14 protein-coding genes are annotated in these 16424 nt (G+C 38.7%); all 14 read left to right on the forward strand.

Annotated elements, in window-relative coordinates; genetic code table 11:
- Positions 1-4 precede the first annotated feature (4 nt).
- Positions 5-856, forward strand: a complete 852-nt coding sequence (locus NHH15_RS10470; protein ID WP_262066619.1) for an energy-coupling factor transporter ATPase — start codon at positions 5-7, stop codon at positions 854-856.
- Positions 841-1695: an energy-coupling factor transporter ATPase gene (locus NHH15_RS10475; RefSeq protein ID WP_262066620.1), complete on the forward strand. Its 855-nt coding sequence runs from the start codon at positions 841-843 to the stop codon at positions 1693-1695. The genes NHH15_RS10470 and NHH15_RS10475 overlap by 16 nt, the downstream gene beginning before the upstream one ends.
- Positions 1692-2516 carry an energy-coupling factor transporter transmembrane component T family protein gene (locus tag NHH15_RS10480; protein WP_262066621.1) on the forward strand — a complete coding sequence of 275 codons (825 nt, stop codon included), beginning with the start codon at positions 1692-1694 and terminating at the stop codon, positions 2514-2516. The genes NHH15_RS10475 and NHH15_RS10480 overlap by 4 nt, the downstream gene beginning before the upstream one ends.
- Before the next feature lie 8 nt (positions 2517-2524).
- Positions 2525-3268 carry a tRNA pseudouridine(38-40) synthase TruA gene (truA, locus tag NHH15_RS10485; RefSeq protein ID WP_262066622.1) on the forward strand — a complete coding sequence of 248 codons (744 nt, stop codon included), beginning with the start codon at positions 2525-2527 and terminating at the stop codon, positions 3266-3268.
- 101 nt (positions 3269-3369) lie between these two features.
- Entirely contained in the window at positions 3370-4764 is a 1395-nt protein-coding gene (locus tag NHH15_RS10490) for an APC family permease (protein WP_262066645.1), read from the forward strand.
- Complete coding sequence (locus NHH15_RS10495) at positions 4761-6068, forward strand: M18 family aminopeptidase (RefSeq protein ID WP_262066623.1); 1308 nt, start codon at positions 4761-4763, stop codon at positions 6066-6068. The genes NHH15_RS10490 and NHH15_RS10495 overlap by 4 nt, the downstream gene beginning before the upstream one ends.
- A complete protein-coding gene (locus NHH15_RS10500; protein ID WP_262066624.1) occupies positions 6058-7068 on the forward strand; it encodes a sugar ABC transporter substrate-binding protein in 1011 nt (336 codons plus the stop codon). The genes NHH15_RS10495 and NHH15_RS10500 overlap by 11 nt, the downstream gene beginning before the upstream one ends.
- Complete coding sequence (locus tag NHH15_RS10505) at positions 7046-8524, forward strand: sensor histidine kinase (RefSeq protein WP_262066625.1); 1479 nt, start codon at positions 7046-7048, stop codon at positions 8522-8524. Before NHH15_RS10500 ends, NHH15_RS10505 begins: the two co-directional genes overlap by 23 nt.
- Positions 8521-10122, forward strand: a complete 1602-nt coding sequence (locus NHH15_RS15630) for a response regulator transcription factor (RefSeq protein WP_262066626.1) — start codon at positions 8521-8523, stop codon at positions 10120-10122. Before NHH15_RS10505 ends, NHH15_RS15630 begins: the two co-directional genes overlap by 4 nt.
- Positions 10115-11179 carry a sugar ABC transporter substrate-binding protein gene (locus NHH15_RS10515; RefSeq protein WP_262066627.1) on the forward strand — a complete coding sequence of 355 codons (1065 nt, stop codon included), beginning with the start codon at positions 10115-10117 and terminating at the stop codon, positions 11177-11179. Before NHH15_RS15630 ends, NHH15_RS10515 begins: the two co-directional genes overlap by 8 nt.
- 159 nt (positions 11180-11338) lie before the next feature.
- Positions 11339-12451, forward strand: a complete 1113-nt coding sequence (chvE, locus tag NHH15_RS10520) for a multiple monosaccharide ABC transporter substrate-binding protein (protein WP_262066628.1) — start codon at positions 11339-11341, stop codon at positions 12449-12451.
- A gap of 58 nt (positions 12452-12509) precedes the next feature.
- Positions 12510-14054, forward strand: a complete 1545-nt coding sequence (gene mmsA / locus NHH15_RS10525) for a multiple monosaccharide ABC transporter ATP-binding protein (protein WP_262066629.1) — start codon at positions 12510-12512, stop codon at positions 14052-14054.
- The gene (mmsB, locus tag NHH15_RS10530; RefSeq protein WP_262066630.1) at positions 14051-15211 is read left to right on the forward strand and encodes a multiple monosaccharide ABC transporter permease; all 1161 of its coding nucleotides are present in this window, start codon (positions 14051-14053) and stop codon (positions 15209-15211) included. The genes mmsA and mmsB overlap by 4 nt, the downstream gene beginning before the upstream one ends.
- Before the next feature lie 111 nt (positions 15212-15322).
- A complete protein-coding gene (gene rsmH / locus NHH15_RS10535; protein WP_262066646.1) occupies positions 15323-16372 on the forward strand; it encodes a 16S rRNA (cytosine(1402)-N(4))-methyltransferase RsmH in 1050 nt (349 codons plus the stop codon).
- Positions 16373-16424 lie beyond the last annotated feature (52 nt).

Raw genomic sequence — 16424 nt, forward strand, 5'->3', positions numbered from 1 at the left:
TAAAATGAGCATAATTCGAGCAGAAGAAGTATCTTACGAATATGAGCAAATAGATGAAAACGGTGAAATAGCCGGCACATACAAAGCAATTGACCATGTAAATATAGAGGTTGAACCGGGACAGTTTATTGCGATTTTAGGGCATAACGGTTCCGGTAAATCTACGTTTGCAAAGCATATTAATGCCTTGCTTCTTCCTTCTGAAGGAACTGTGTGGGTGGATCAGAAGGATACGAAGAATCCAGATACTTTTTGGGAAGTGCGTAAAACGGCCGGTATGGTATTTCAAAATCCAGATAATCAAATAATTGGAACGGTAGTCGAAGAGGATGTGGGGTTTGGGCCTGAGAATTTAGGAGTACCTACAGAGGAGATTTGGAAGCGTGTAGAAGAAAGCCTCCGCTCGGTGGGAATGCTTGAATATCGAAACCAATCACCGAATAAACTTTCTGGCGGGCAAAAACAAAGAGTTGCCATTGCCGGAGTTGTTGCAATGGAGCCGAAATGCATTGTTTTAGATGAGCCAACAGCAATGTTGGATCCAAATGGAAGAAAAGAAGTGCTGGAAGCTGTTCGAGATTTGCAAAAAAGAAAAAATGTAACCGTAATCTTAATTACTCATTTTATGGAGGAAGTAATTGATGCCGACAAAGTATTTGTGATGGATCACGGACAAGTGGTAATGGAAGGAAAGCCCAAAGAGATTTTCTCACAGGTGGATACCTTAAAGCATTACCGGCTGGATGTGCCCCAGGTCACTCTTTTGGCATGGGAGTTAAGAAAGAACGGATTGGATATTCCCCTTGGGATTTTAAGGGAAGAGGAGTTGGTAGAGGCAATATGTCGATTAGATTAGAGAACATACAATACGTATACAGCCAGGGAACCGCCTATGAAAAGCAGGCGTTAAGAGACATTAATCTACAAATAAATGACGGTGAATTTCTAGGGATTATTGGACATACAGGAAGTGGGAAATCTACATTAATCCAGCACTTAAACGGTTTGACCAAGGCAACCTCGGGAAACATCTATTTCAATGATGAAAGCATTTATCAGAGCGGTTATAATCTGAAAAATCTGCGCAACAAGGTAGGCCTTGTGTTTCAATATCCAGAACATCAGTTATTTGAGGAAACCGTCTTAAAGGACGTATGTTTTGGTCCCAAAAATCAAGGTCTAACGGAAGAAGAATGTGAAAAAAGAGCAAAAGAAGCCTTGGAGTTGGTTGGAATTGCAGAAGAGCTTTATATCAGATCTCCCTTCGAGCTTTCAGGAGGACAAAAGCGCAGAGTTGCCATTGCAGGTGTTTTGGCAATGGAGCCAGACTTCTTGGTATTAGATGAACCAACAGCAGGCCTGGATCCCCGTGGAAGAGATGAAATCCTGGATCAGATATTTTATCTTCATCAGAGAAAAGAACTTGCTGTTATTTTGGTTTCTCATAGTATGGAGGATATTGCAAAATACGCAGGACGTATTATTGTGATGAACCGGGGAAAAGTGCTTTATGATGATGAACCCGGGAAGGTTTTCTCGCACTATAAGGAGCTTGAGAAGGTAGGACTTGGAGCACCTCAAATTACCTATGTCATGAACGAATTGAAAGGGAAAGGACTCCCGGTTCAAACAGACGCAAGAACAGTAGAAGATGCAGCAAAAGAAATTATAAAAGGACTGAAGCGAAAATCATGATTAGAGATATTACCATCGGACAATATTATCCAGCCAGAAGTATATTGCATAGGTTAGACCCAAGAGTAAAGCTTGTGTCTACTTTTTTGTATTTGATTTCTCTATTTATTTTCCAAAGCATATCGGGATACATAATTGTAACAATTTTTCTGGGAGTAGTTGTATCTTTGTCAAAGGTGCCCCTATCCTATATTATGCGTGGACTAAAACCGATTCTGATACTACTTCTTGTTACAATATGTTTTAATCTTTTTTTGACGAGAACAGGAAGTGTTCTCTTCTCAATTGGATTTGTTAAGATTACAGAAGGCGGTCTCAGATCGGCTGTCTATATGGGAATCCGACTAATTTATTTAATTATTGGCTCTTCTCTTATGACCTTTACGACGACCCCAAATGAGTTGACGGATGGTATTGAAAAGCTATTTAAACCCTTGCAGAAAATCAAGGTGCCAGTACATGAGGTGGCAATGATTATGGCCATTGCGCTGCGCTTCATTCCAATTTTATTGGATGAAACGGATAAAATCATGAAAGCCCAGATTGCCAGAGGTGCAGATTTGGAAAGTGGAAATTTATTCCAGAAAGCAAAGGCAATGATTCCAATATTGGTTCCTCTTTTTATTTCGGCTTTTCGAAGGGCAACGGATCTTGCCATGGCAATGGAATCAAGAGGTTATCACGGTGGAGAAGGAAGAACAAAGATGAAACCCCTTGCATACAAAAAGAGAGACTATTACGCTTATCTCATTATGCTTTTCTATGTGGTGGTAATCTTTGTGATTGGACGCTATTATCCCCTGAGAATCTGGATATTCTAGGAGGCTCTATGAGACGCATAAAACTAATAATTGCCTATGATGGGACGAATTACTGTGGTTGGCAGATTCAAAAAAATGGAATTACAGTAGAGGAAATTCTAAACAAGACAATCGGTAAGCTTACAGGTGAAGATATTCACATTATAGGTGCCAGCCGAACGGATTCAGGCGTACATGCCCATGGACAGGTTGGTGTATTTGATACGGAAAGCACAATTCCTGGAGAGCGATTCTCCTATGCTATCAATCAGAAATTACCTGAGGATATTGTGATTCTGACCTCGGAAGAAGTAGATGCAGCTTGGCACCCAAGATATCAAAATGAAATACGGAAAACTTATATTTACAATATTCACAATGAAAAAAGAGAAGATCCATTAAAACGTCTCTATGCGGCTCATGTTTCCTTTGACTTGGATGTGGAGAAAATGCAGAAAGGTGCAGAGTATTTACTGGGAGAACAGGATTTTGCAAGTTTTTGCAATATCAAGTCTCAGGTGGAAAACACGGTACGTACTATTTATAGGCTCCAAGTAGAAAGAAATGGTACAGATATTCAAATTACAGTTGAAGGAAATGGTTTTCTATACAACATGGTTCGTATTATTGCAGGAGTGCTTATTCGCGTGGGACGAGGATTTTATACACCAGAAAAGGTGAAAGAAATACTGGAAAAAAAGGAACGTACCCAGGAGGGGATTACGGCTCCGGCAAAAGGATTGATTTTAGAAGGAATTCACTATGGGAAGTAGTTGGATTCCTTTTTCATAAAGAGTATAATAAGAAAAATAGAAGAAAAAAGAAAGAGAGGTAATGGATAGTGAAAAAGGAGCAAGTTGCATCTCAAAAAAGAATGAATTGGTATACCTTGGCTTTTATGGCATTTACCGGAGTTTGGGGATTCGGAAATGTGATAAATGGATTTTCGGAATATGGAGGACTGAAAGCAATTCTTCCATGGCTGATTATTTTTGCCCTTTATTTTGTACCCTATGCATTGATGGTAGGAGAGCTTGGCTCTGCCTTTAAAGATGCAGGAGGCGGGGTGAGTTCCTGGATTCAAAGCACGATAGGTGCAAGGATGGCTTATTACGCAGGATGGACCTATTGGATTGTTCATATGCCTTATATATCTCAAAAACCGAATTCTGTTTTGATTGCTCTAAGCTGGGTGGTTTTTCAGGATTCTCGCATTAGTGAAATGAATACATTAACTATGCAACTTATATGTTTCGGTATTTTCATTTTAGCTCTTGTTCTTGCAAGAAGGGGAATCAGTATCTTGAAAAAACTGGCATCAGTTGCAGGAATGGCAATGTTTGTAATGTCCATTTTGTATATTGTCTTAATGATGGCAGCGCCAGCAATAGCAGGAGATCAGACAATTGCAATTGACTGGTCCCTAAAAACGTTTATGCCGAAGTTTGATGTGGCATTCTTTACAAGTTTTTCGATCCTTGTTTTCTCTGTAGGAGGATGTGAAAAAATTTCCCCTTATGTAAATAAAATGAAGGACCCTTCGAAGGATTTTGCAAAAGGTATGATTGCGATGACAGTGATGATTAGTATTTGTGCAATTCTAGGTACGGTTGCCATGGGGATGATGTTTGATTCTAATAATATTCCGGGAGACCTAATGACAAATGGTGCTTACTATGCATTTGAAAAATTGGGCTCTTACTATCATGTTGGCAAGTTCTTTGTTATACTCTATGCCCTTACCAATCTAACCTGCCAGTTTGCGGTTTTGATTATGTCTATTGATGCACCATTGCTGATGCTTTTAGACAGTGCTGACGAAGAATATATACCGAAATTTTTCTTTAAACGAAATCAATATGGCGCCTATGTTAACGGACATATTTTAGTCTTTATTATTGTAGGATTATTAATTATTATCCCGGCTTTCGGAATCGGAAGTGTGGATCAATTAGTGCGTTGGTTGATTCGTGTCAATGCAGTCTGCATGCCACTCCGGTATTTGTGGGTATTTGTGGCCTACATTGCATTGAAAAAGCAGGCAGACAAATTTCCAACGGAGTATCATTTCGTAAAAGGGAAGGGATTGGGAATTTTCTTTGGTGGATGGTGCTTTCTAATTACTGCAGCCGCGTGTATTGGTGGAATTTATTCGGAGAATCCTTTTGAATTAATTTTAAATATTGCAACACCTGTTGTGTTTATTCTATTAGGGCTGATTATGCCAGTAGTAGCGCGGAAAGAAAATAATAGGGAGAATTTACAATGAGCAAAGATTATAATAAGGAGTTATTGAATTTTTTGGAAAAAAGTCCTACCGCCTTTCATGGAGTTCAAAACATATGTTTTACATTAGAAGACAAGGGATATCAGAAGTTAGAAGAGGGGGAAAAGTGGAAGCTAGAACCTCAAAAAGGATACTTTGTCACAAGGAATGATTCATCTGTAATTGCATTTAAGATTCCGAAAAAGAGTTTTGGAGGATATCAGATTGTGGCAAGTCATAGCGACTCGCCTTGCTTTAAAATCAAAGAAAAACCAGAGCTTTTGAGAGGAAAAAGATACACTTCACTAAACGTGGAAGGCTATGGTGGAATGCTAATGGCTCCTTGGTTTGACCGACCGCTGTCTGTGGCAGGTCGAATCATGGTGAAAGATGGAAATAAGATTAGAAGCCTTTTGGTGAATATTGAAGAGGACTTACTTATGATTCCCAATCTGGCAATCCACATGAACCGAGAAGCCAACAATGGGTATGCTTATAATGTGCAGAAGGATTTGATTCCCCTTATGGGAGATGGAAGCCAGGAAGGTAAACTCATGGAAAGAGTAGCAAAAAAAGCTGGAGTAGAAGCAGAAAATATTCTGGGGAAAGACTTATTTGTCTACAATAGGCAGCCAGGTACGGTTTGGGGACTGGAAAAAGAATATATTGGAGCACCAAGAATTGATAATCTGATGTGTGCTTATGGAAGTCTTCAGGGCTTTTTACAGGGAAGAGGAAAAGAAAATGTCAATGTATACTGTGTATTTGATAATGAAGAAGTCGGAAGTCAGACCAAGCAAGGAGCGGGTTCCTCTTTCTTAGAAGACGTTCTTTGTAGAATCAATCTTAGCTTGGGACGAGAGAAGGAAGAGTATTTTACTGCATTAGCCAACAGTTTTATGGTTTCAGCAGACAATGCCCACGGTGTACATCCTAATATTCCAGAAAAAAGCGATGAGGTAAATCGGGTTTATATGAATGAGGGGATCGTCATTAAGCATAGTGCGAATCAAAAATACACGACAGATGGTGTATCCAGAGGAATCTTTGTAGATATATGTAAAAAAGCAGGGGTGCCAGTGCAGGATTTTGTGAATCCATCGAATGTTGTTGGTGGCTCGACCCTTGGAAATATTGCAAACACAAAAACCTCTGTCAACACAGTGGATATTGGGTTGGCACAACTTGCAATGCATTCCCCTTATGAATGTGCCGGTGCCAAAGATATTGAATATATGATTAAAGGGATGAAAGCATTTTTTAGCACGACAATAAGAACAATAGGAAGCGGAAGCTATGAATTATAAAAAGAATAAGATGATACTGAGTATGATCCTAATTGTAGCGATACTTATTGGGATTATGGTCGGGTTTCGTTTTTTTCAGTCCAGATTACTCAAAGGTAATAGCAGTTCATCCGATACAAAGGAAGAATATAAATATCACATCGCAATGATTGTGGAAAACAAAGAAGACATTTTTTGGAAATCAGTAATTGAGTATGCAAAGAAGGCCGGAAAAGAAAAAGGGATATTGGTAGAAAATTTCGGTGGAGAACTGAGAGAAAATTATACGAAAGATGAGCTAATGGATATGGCAATTGCTGCCCGTGTAGACGGAATTATCTTAAAAGGGGATCAAAGACAGGAAACGAAGGACTTGATACAGAAGGCAGATGAGCATGAGATACCTGTTATAACTGTTGGAAGTGATGCTGCAGGAAGTAAAAGAAAAAGCTTTATAGGCGTCAATGAATATACATTAGGTGAGAGCTTTGGACATCAAATTGTTGGTACGACCAATCAAAAGAACCAAAAGGTAGTTGTTTTGCTGCCCTCAGATAATGGGAACAGTCCTTCTAACCTGACCTATTCAGCAATAGCGGATGTGGTGGAGAAGAGTGAACAGTTTTTTTCTCTTTCCTCACGAATTACTGGCGGGAAGGGAGAGTTTGAATCAGAGGAAATTGTGAGAGATATTCTCCTGCCTCAAGAGGAAAGACCAGATATATTAATTTGTCTCAGTGCAGTCGATACGATGAGTGCCAGTCAATGTTTGGTGGATTACAATCTGGTAGGGGAAGTTCGTATTATTGGCAGCTATATTTCAGATAAGATTGAAGAAAATATTCTGAAAGGAATTATTGATTCAACGATTGCAATCAATGCAGATGAAATGGGCGAATATGGAGTTGGGGCTATGTACGACTATTTGACCAAAGAATATGTAAGTGACTACATACCCGTAGAATCTCAGTTAATAACGCAGAAGAATGTGAAGGATTATGAAAAACAAAAAGAAAACTAATTCAATAGGTGGAAAGCTAATTCGCGTTTTTTTGGTAGTATTTGTGATGGTGTTTTTGATTAATGCTTTTATCTACTTGAATTTAAATAAGGCAATCGGTCAGATTGACACAGTTTATAGCAGTAATATTCAATTAAATGATTTGTCAGAATGTTTAAAGGATACCAAGGGCCAGCTTTATCAATATTTAAATACCAAGGGATCGGATTCTTTAGAAAGCTATTATGCAAATGAACAGGAGTATCGGGAACAGCTAAAGCTGTTGACGAAAGAAGCAACTGCTAATGCCAACACCCTTGCAGAAAAAAATGTTTATAACATGTCCTTATCCTACTTGGAGCTTACGAGTGAGGCCATCAGTGCAAAAAGAGGGCGGGATGTTACAAAATACCGGGAGGCCTACGAGGAAAGTAATAGGATTTATGATTATATTCAATCGAATATCAACAGCATTAATACCACTGTTTTCCTGCAAAATGCACACAATTATGAGGTGTTGAGGGCGATACTAGGCTACACAATGATTTTTAGTATTATTGTTCTGGGTATTGTTTTTCTTTTGGGAATTATTTGGACCGCTTCGATGACACGAAATATTACAAAGCCATTAGTCGAACTGGCAAATGTGGCAACAGAGATTGCGAAAGGGAACATGGAAGTAGACTTTCCTATTGTGGAAACCGGTGATGAAATTACTGCAGTTGCAAAGGCTTGCAACAAGATGATGGATAGTATCCGCTCCCATATTGAGGAAACAAAAGAAAATTTAAGGCGGGAAAGCGAACTTAAGGAGAATGAACTTCTGATTAAAAATGATTTGAAAGAGGCTCAGCTGAGGTATTTACAAGCTCAAATAAACCCTCACTTTTTATTTAATAGTTTAAATGCAGGAGCCCAGTTAGCTATGATGGAAGGAGCCGAAAAGGCATGTCTTTTTATTGAACATATGGCGGATTTCTTCCGGTATAATGTGCGAAAAATGGGAAAGAGCACTACTCTCTTAGAAGAAGTGAATTTGATTGACCATTATATTTATATTTTAAATGTGCGTTTTTCTGGTGAGATTATTTATAATAAGCAAGTTGATGAGAGGTTTTTAGATATCGAAATGCCAGGAATGATTCTCCAACCAATTGTAGAAAATGCCGTTAATCATGGAATCAAAGAAATTGAGAGGGAAGGCAGAATTGATTTAGGAATCTATAGTGATCAGGAAAAAGTATGTATAAGCATTACAGATAACGGAGTGGGAATAAAGAAGGAGACAATCGAAAAAATTTTGACGGGAGTTCCAGATGCAGGGGAAAACGAAAAGGACTCTACAGGGATTGGATTAAATAATGTTATTAACCGTTTGAGAAGTTATTATAATGAGAAAGATATTATGGACATTCAGTCTTTGGACGAAGGAACCAAGGTTGTGATATATTTACCGAAAGGAAGCAGAGAGCTGTGAAAGTATTAATATGTGATGATGAGGGAATTGTAAGAGAGTCCATACAATTTATATTGAAGAAAAATTTTTCCGATGAATGGGAGATTGAGACGGCAAAAAACGGGAGGTTAGCCATTGAGCTTGCAGAAAGTTTTCGACCGGATATTATTATGATGGATATCCAGATGCCGGGTATTAATGGAATTGAGGCTATGGAGGAAATCCGAAAAGATAATAAAAATGTGCTTTTTATTGTCTTAACAGCCTATGACAAATTTGAATATAGTCAGGCAGCTATTGATATTGGAGTCTTTTCTTATCTTACAAAACCGATTAATAGAGATGTATTATGTGAAATTCTCAGAAAAGCAAAGAAAAAAGTTGACGAGAGGAAAAGAAAAATCAAATCGGATTTACTGATTAAAGAAAAGCTGGAAGCGGTGCTTCCTCTGATCGAGGGAGGAGCAATCTACAGTATGATTATGGATGCAGATGCTATCTATCAAGATGGGTTGGGATACTATGAGTTGTTGGAAATTGAGGAAGACTATGGATACGCCATTGTAATCATGTGTGGAAGTGACTTTCACAAGGGCCAGCTTACGAATAGCATTGGAGCGGGTATTGATCTGAAAAAGCAGTATCTCAAAATGAGAGAATTGATCAAAGAGTCCACAAATGGACTTGTCAGCGAAGTGATGGCAAATAAAATTATTGTCTTTGTGCCTTGTGAGAAAAAAGAGGAGGCCTACGAGAACCGCATTAAGATTATTGATAACATAAGAGCCCTTCTCCGTAAAATGGAAAAGCAAAGTAACCTGCGGTTTAAGGCAGGGATTGGCACAGTATGTAAGCGGAATCATATGCAGGAATCCTATAGTGAAGCAACGCAAACTCTGCATCAGGGAGTTGGAAAGGTCACGCATGCAAAGGATTTGCCAGTGAGCTGTTTGTATGAGGAGGATTATCCGATTGATTTGGAAAAAGAGCTTTTTCAGGCGATTGAAAGAGGAAATGCAGAGGATACGAGAGAGTTGAGTGAGAAGTATATGTATTGGATAGAGAGTAAGATGCCCAATTTAAATCATACGGTTCGTCTAAAAGTAATTGAGTTTATTTTATGGGCAGAACGTCTGGCATATATGCAGGGAAGTATGGTGTATCGTCTGGATAACCGCGAAGGTTATATGGAAAAATTACTTTCTTTTTATACTTATCAGGAAATTACTTTGTGGTTTACCAATAAGATGGGAGATGCGGCGGGGCATATTGCTATGAAGCAACAGGAGAAAACCGGAAATGTTGTGGAAAAAGCAAAAGAACACATTAGAAATCACTTCGCAGAGGAATTATCACTTGATTATATTGCAAAAGAGATTGGCATCAGCCCTTACTATTTGAGCAAACTCTTTAAAGAGTGTGAAGGAGTGAATTACATAGAATATGTAACCGAACTGCGAATGGACTATGCAAAGGATGCATTGCAGAACAGTGATAAGAGTATTAAAGAAATTTGTCACGATTCTGGATACAGCGACCCAAATTATTTTAGTAGGATTTTTAAAAAATGGACAGGAAAAACACCGACAGATTACAGGGAGAAGAGGGCTGATGAATAAGAAAAAAAGGTATATAAGCATTGTAGTGGTTCTACTTCTCTTAACCATGAGTATGTCCTGTGCAAATACAGAAAGTGTGAAAGAAGAAAAAAAATCTGAGAAGGAAAAGGCCAAAATAGGAATTACCTTTGATACCTTTGTGCTGGATCGGTGGATTCGGGATCGAGATGTGTTTTTATCAACTGCCCAAAAGCTGGGTGCAAAGGTAGACGTCCAAAATGCAAATGGGGATGAGGATAAGCAGCGGGAACAAATTAAAAAGTTTATTGAAGAAAAAATGGACGCAATTGTTATTGTGGCAGTAAACTGCTATCAGCTTTCAGACGTGGTAAGAGAGGCCAGAAATGCTGGCATTGTGGTAGTGTCCTATGACCGTTTGATACAAAGTGCAAAGACAGATTTGTATTTGACAGTAGATAATGAAATTGTAGGACAAAAAATGGCGGAGATGATTATGGATAAGCTTCCGGACGGAGGCAATATTGTGATGATTTGTGGCCCGGAAATGGATACAAACAGTATCGATGTGGCAAGTGGTTTTGAACGAAAGATAACAGATGATAAATGGAAAATCATTTATAAAAACAATGTGAAGGCATGGACGCCAGAAAATGGATTTTTGGCTGTTACAGAGGCTTTTGAAAGTGTGGGAAATACTAAGATTGATGCAGTTATGTGTGGAAATGATGGGCTGGCGGGTTACGCTATAAGAGCCTTAAGTGAGATGCAAAAAGCAGGAGAGGTTATTGTTGTGGGACAGGATGCAGATCTGGAGGCTTGCCAGCGAGTGGTAGAGGGAACCCAGTCAATGACCGTATATAAACCAATAGAAGAATTGGCCAAGGTAGCTGCGGAATGCACGATAAAGCTGATTAATAAAGAGGATATTGGAACCATTGGTGATATTTCTCAGATGAAAACGATTGAAAATGGTGCAGCTGTTGAATACCGCGGATTACTTCCGATAGCAGTAACAAAAGAAAGCATGGATGAGATTATTATTGATTCAGGATTTCATTTGCGGGAAGAAGTATATTTAAACGTTGAGGCACAGTAGCAATAAAAATAAAAGTATTAGCACAAAAAAGTGCTAGTACTTTTATTTTTTGTTTGCACTTTTGTAAAAATGTACAGGTAATTGCAAACATGTCCTAATTCCAAGATGATAAAGTGAATTTAACAAATTAATGAAGGAAAAAATGGAGGTAAAGTAAGTATGAAAAACAAATGGAAGAAACTCGTAGTTGTTGCATTGTCTGCTGTAATGCTGGTATCCTTAGCAGCGTGTTCAAGCACCGGTAGTGGTGGAGCAGATAACAAAGAAGATAAGGCTGAAAAGAAGACAGAAGCGGGAACTGGAAAAGTCGGTGTGGCCATGCCAACAAAGGACTTACAGCGTTGGAACCAAGATGGGGAAAACATGAAAAAGCAACTGGAGGCAGCAGGGTATGAGGTGGATCTTCAGTATGCAAGTAATGATGTAGCAACTCAGGTATCACAAATTGAGAACATGATATCAGGAGGTTGTGAGCTGCTTGTGATTGCTTCCATCGATGGAGAATCTTTAGGAACTCCATTGGCAACTGCGGAGGAGCAGGGAATTCCAGTCATCTCTTATGATCGTTTGATTATGAATTCTACAGCAGTTGAGTACTACGCTACTTTTGACAACTATTTGGTAGGGCAAAAGCAGGGCGAATACCTAGTAGAAAACTTAGACCTTAAAAATGCAGATGGTCCATTTAACATTGAAATATTTACCGGAGATCCAGGAGATAATAATGTAAACTTCTTCTTTGGTGGAGCAATGGATGTAATTCAGGAATACATTGATTCAGGAAAGCTCGTTGTACAATCAGGACAAGTAAAGAAAGAAGAGTGTGCAACAGCCGATTGGTCAACAGAAAAAGCTCAGGCTAGAATGGATGCGATTTTGAGCTCCAACTATGCAGATAAAAAATTAGATGCAGTTCTTTGCTCTAATGATTCAACAGCACTTGGGGTAACCAATTCCTTGGAAGGCAATTATACAGGGGAATGGCCAATTATTACAGGTCAGGACTGTGATGTTGCAAACATGAAAAATATGTTAATCGACAAACAATCTATGTCAGTATTTAAGGATACTCGTAAATTAGCAGAGCAAACAGTTAAAATGGTTGATGCAATTATGAGTGGAGAAGAAGCAGAAACAAATGATACAGAATCTTATGATAATGGAACTGGTATTATTCCAACTTATCTTTGTGACCCAACCGTTGTAACAACAGAGAACTACGAAGAAATGTTGATTGATTCAGGATACTATACAGCAGATGAATTGAAATAAACAGATAGAGGCGGGGTATCCCCCGCCTTTGTTACAGAAAAGGAAAGGAGGCAGACTTTTGAGCAAGACATTATTGGAAATGAAAAACATTACAAAAACCTTCCCTGGAGTCAAGGCCTTGGATAATGTAAATTTGAAAGTAGAAGAAGGTGAAATACATGCTTTGGTAGGAGAAAATGGTGCCGGAAAATCTACTTTAATGAATGTCTTAAGTGGTATTTATCCTTTTGGGAGTTATGAAGGTGATATTTTTTATGAGGGTGAAGTTTGTAAGTTTGGAAAGATAAAAGACAGTGAGTCCGTTGGTATTGTAATCATTCACCAGGAGCTGGCCTTGGTTCCGGAAATGACAATCGGTGAGAATATGTATTTAGGGAATGAACAGGGGAAATCCTATAGCATTGATTGGAATCAAACCTATGGAGAAGCAGATAAATATTTAAAACAGGTAGGCTTAAAGGAGTCTTCAAGAACGCAAATCAAGGATATAGGTACTGGAAAGCAGCAATTGGTTGAAATTGCAAAGGCACTTGCAAAAAGAGCAAAACTGCTAATCTTAGATGAACCTACTTCCTCGCTAAATGAGGAAGATTCGAAAGCATTGTTAGATTTATTATTAGAGTTTAAAAAGCAAGGGATGACATCAATAATCATCTCCCATAAGTTAAATGAAATTGAATACATTGCAGATAAAATCACGGTAATCCGTGATGGAGCTACAATCGAGACCTTGGATAAACAAGGGGACAATGTAACAGAGGCAAGAATCATTCAAGGCATGGTAGGCCGTGAATTAACAGACCGTTACCCAAAGAGAGAGGCTCAGAACCTTATTGAAAAAGCCCTTGAAGTAAAGAATTGGACGGTTTATCATCCTCTGTATTCAGAGAGGAAGGTGGTTGATGACGTATCCCTCTATGTGAAAAAAGGAGAGGTTCTTGGAATCTCAGGATTAATGGGGGCAGGAAGAACAGAACTGGCAATGAGTATATTCGGTAAAAGCTATGGAAAGAAAATTTCCGGACAATTACTGATTAATAATAAAGAGGTAAGCTTAAATACAGAGAGAGAAGCAATTGATCATAAAATTGCTTACGTTACTGAGGACCGAAAAGACAATGGTCTAATCCTAAGCAATCCAATACGTATTAATACAACTCTTGCAAACCTGAAGGGGGTGAGCAAAAGAGGGGTTATTGATGCAGATAAAGAAATTGCAGTGGCGAATGAATTCAAGGACAAGCTTCGGACAAAAACACCGAGTGTGGAGCAAAATGTTGGGAATTTAAGCGGAGGAAATCAGCAAAAGGTCCTTCTCTCCAAATGGATGTTTGCTGAGCCAGATATTCTAATATTGGATGAACCTACAAGAGGAATCGATGTAGGTGCAAAGTACGAGATTTACTGCATTATCAATGATTTAGTAGCAGCAGGGAAATCGGTGATTATGATCTCCTCAGAGCTTCCGGAGGTTCTCGGAATGTCGGATCGCATTTACATTATGAATAGTGGGCAGATTGCTGGAGAACTAGATGCAAAGGAAGCAACTCAAGAGAAAATCATGTCACATATTATAAAATCTGGAAAGGAGAAGAACGAATGAAGGAGAAGAGTGTAGGGACGTTTTTAAAAAAATATACAATGATTATTGTGCTGGTAATTGTTGCATTGTTTTTTACATGGCAGACACAGGGGCGTCTGATTTATCCACAGAATATTAATAACTTGATATCGCAAAATGCATACGTATTTATTCTGGCAACGGGTATGCTTCTATGTATTTTAACAGGAGGAAATATCGATCTTAGTGTAGGTTCTGTCGTATGTTTTGTAGGTGCAGTAGGAGCCACCTTAATGGTAAAAAAAGGAATGAACATGATTCTTTGTATTATCATTATGTTGGCGGTAGGATTAGCAATCGGAATCTGGCAGGGATTTTGGATTGCATACAGAAGAATTCCGCCATTTATTGTAACACTGGCAGGGATGCTGATGTTTAGAGGGTTATCAAATATTGTGCTTCAAGGTTACACGGTAGCACCGATGCCTCAGAATTATTTAAATCTGTTTAACAGCTATATTATTGATTTTTTCCATGGTGAGAATTTTAATATTACCAGCTTGGTTGTTGGAATTGTAGCAGCGGTTATCTTTGTACTACTTCAATTCAGACAAAGGATGCAAAGAGTTAAAAAAGGATACGAGGTAGGAAGTATCACAAACGATATTATTAAGTGTGCCTTGATAAGTTTAGTTATGATTGTACTAATGTGGCGGTTGGGAATGTATAAAGGAATCCCCAACATCCTGTTATGGATTTTAGTCATTGTAATAATCTATGGATATGTTACATCAAAAACCACGATTGGAAGGCATTTTTATGCAGTGGGTGGAAACGAAAAGGCAGCAAAACTATCAGGTATTAATACGAATCGGGTATATTTTATTGCATATGCTAACATGGGATTGCTGGCAGCAGTAGCTGCAATGGTAACAATTGCAAGATTAAACTCTGCGAATCCTACGGCAGGTGACAGCTATGAAATGGATGCAATTGGTTCCTGCTTTATTGGCGGCGCATCAGCATACGGAGGAAGTGGAACCATTCCTGGCGTAATTGTGGGTGCAACCTTGATGGGTGTTATCAACCTAGGAATGTCCATTATGGGAATTGATGCAAACTGGCAAAAGGTGGTAAAGGGTCTTGTTTTGCTAGGTGCAGTTATTTTCGATGTCGAGTCAAAAAAGAATTCAAGATAGTAAAGTGGCAAAAACCTCTTATCATTATTCGGATAGGAGGTTTTTCTTTTACATTGGAGAGCCATCGTGATAAAATCAGGATTAGAACAGGGAAAGAACGGAGAGAAAGATATGGAAGAACAGGAAAAAACCTATAAGAGACGGAAACGATATAAAGGAACTCACCCAAAAAAATTTGAGGAAAAATATAAGGAACTTCAGCCTGAAAAATATCCAGATACCATAGAGCATGTTATGCAAAAAGGGATTACACCTGTGGGAATGCATCGCTCAATCATGGTAAATGAGATATTGGATTTTTTGTCAATACAACCGGGGCAGACTGGCTTCGACGGTACCTTAGGTTATGGGGGACATACCAAGGAAATGCTTGAACAGCTAAAAGGCGAAGGAAAAATCTATGCCTTTGATGTGGACGGCATCGAGCTGGAAAAAACGAAAAAACGTCTTGAAGATGCAGGATACGGAGAAAATATACTTCAGGTGAATCACTTGAATTTTGCCGAAGTGGATCAGATTATTGAAGAATCCGGTTTGTTTGATTTTGCGTTAGTGGATCTTGGAGTTTCCTCTATGCAGATTGATAATCCTAAGCGAGGCTTTTCCTATAAAACGGAAGGTCCTTTGGACTTGAGACTGGATTCGGAAAGAGGAACCTCCGCAGCTGACCGATTAAAAGAGTTAACAAAAGATGAGCTCCAGGGAATGTTGTGGGAAAATTCAGATGAACCTTATGCAGAGGAAATTGCAGAAGCTGTTACAAGAGAAATAAAAAAGGGGAATTCTGTAGATACGACACAGAAGCTTCGGCAGATTATTGAGGATGCACTTTCTTTTCTGCCAGAGATGGAAAGAAAAGAAGCAGTAAAAAAATCCTCTCAGAGAAGCTTTCAGGCACTTCGAATTGATGTGAACAGTGAATTGGAAGTGCTGTATCAGTTTTTGGAAAAACTTCCGAAAGTAATGAATCACGGAGGACGCATTGCAGTTCTTACTTTTCATTCAGGAGAAGACAGGCTCGTTAAAAAGTCTTTTAAACGTTTGAAAAGAGAAAGAATATATAGTGAAATTTCTGAAAATGTTATACGGCCTTCTGGGGAAGAATGTAACCGTAATAGCAGAGCCCGCTCTACAAAAATGAGATGGGCAATCAAAAGCTAAACTGAAAAATTTTAAAAACACACCGATTTTTTCGAAGAAATTTGTGTATTTT

The organism is Aequitasia blattaphilus (assembly GCF_024721305.1).
In the GTDB taxonomy this organism is placed as follows: domain Bacteria; phylum Bacillota; class Clostridia; order Lachnospirales; family Lachnospiraceae; genus Aequitasia; species Aequitasia blattaphila.

Coding starts and splice junctions, on each gene's coding strand:
- NHH15_RS10470 (WP_262066619.1), top strand. CDS start 5: ATGAGCATAATTCGAGCAGAAGAAGTATCTTACGAATATGAGCAAATA.
- NHH15_RS10475 (WP_262066620.1), top strand. CDS start 841: ATGTCGATTAGATTAGAGAACATACAATACGTATACAGCCAGGGAACC.
- NHH15_RS10480 (WP_262066621.1), top strand. CDS start 1,692: ATGATTAGAGATATTACCATCGGACAATATTATCCAGCCAGAAGTATA.
- truA (WP_262066622.1), top strand. CDS start 2,525: ATGAGACGCATAAAACTAATAATTGCCTATGATGGGACGAATTACTGT.
- NHH15_RS10490 (WP_262066645.1), top strand. CDS start 3,370: ATGAATTGGTATACCTTGGCTTTTATGGCATTTACCGGAGTTTGGGGA.
- NHH15_RS10495 (WP_262066623.1), top strand. CDS start 4,761: ATGAGCAAAGATTATAATAAGGAGTTATTGAATTTTTTGGAAAAAAGT.
- NHH15_RS10500 (WP_262066624.1), top strand. CDS start 6,058: ATGAATTATAAAAAGAATAAGATGATACTGAGTATGATCCTAATTGTA.
- NHH15_RS10505 (WP_262066625.1), top strand. CDS start 7,046: ATGAAAAACAAAAAGAAAACTAATTCAATAGGTGGAAAGCTAATTCGC.
- NHH15_RS10515 (WP_262066627.1), top strand. CDS start 10,115: ATGAATAAGAAAAAAAGGTATATAAGCATTGTAGTGGTTCTACTTCTC.
- chvE (WP_262066628.1), top strand. CDS start 11,339: ATGAAAAACAAATGGAAGAAACTCGTAGTTGTTGCATTGTCTGCTGTA.
- mmsB (WP_262066630.1), top strand. CDS start 14,051: ATGAAGGAGAAGAGTGTAGGGACGTTTTTAAAAAAATATACAATGATT.
- rsmH (WP_262066646.1), top strand. CDS start 15,323: ATGGAAGAACAGGAAAAAACCTATAAGAGACGGAAACGATATAAAGGA.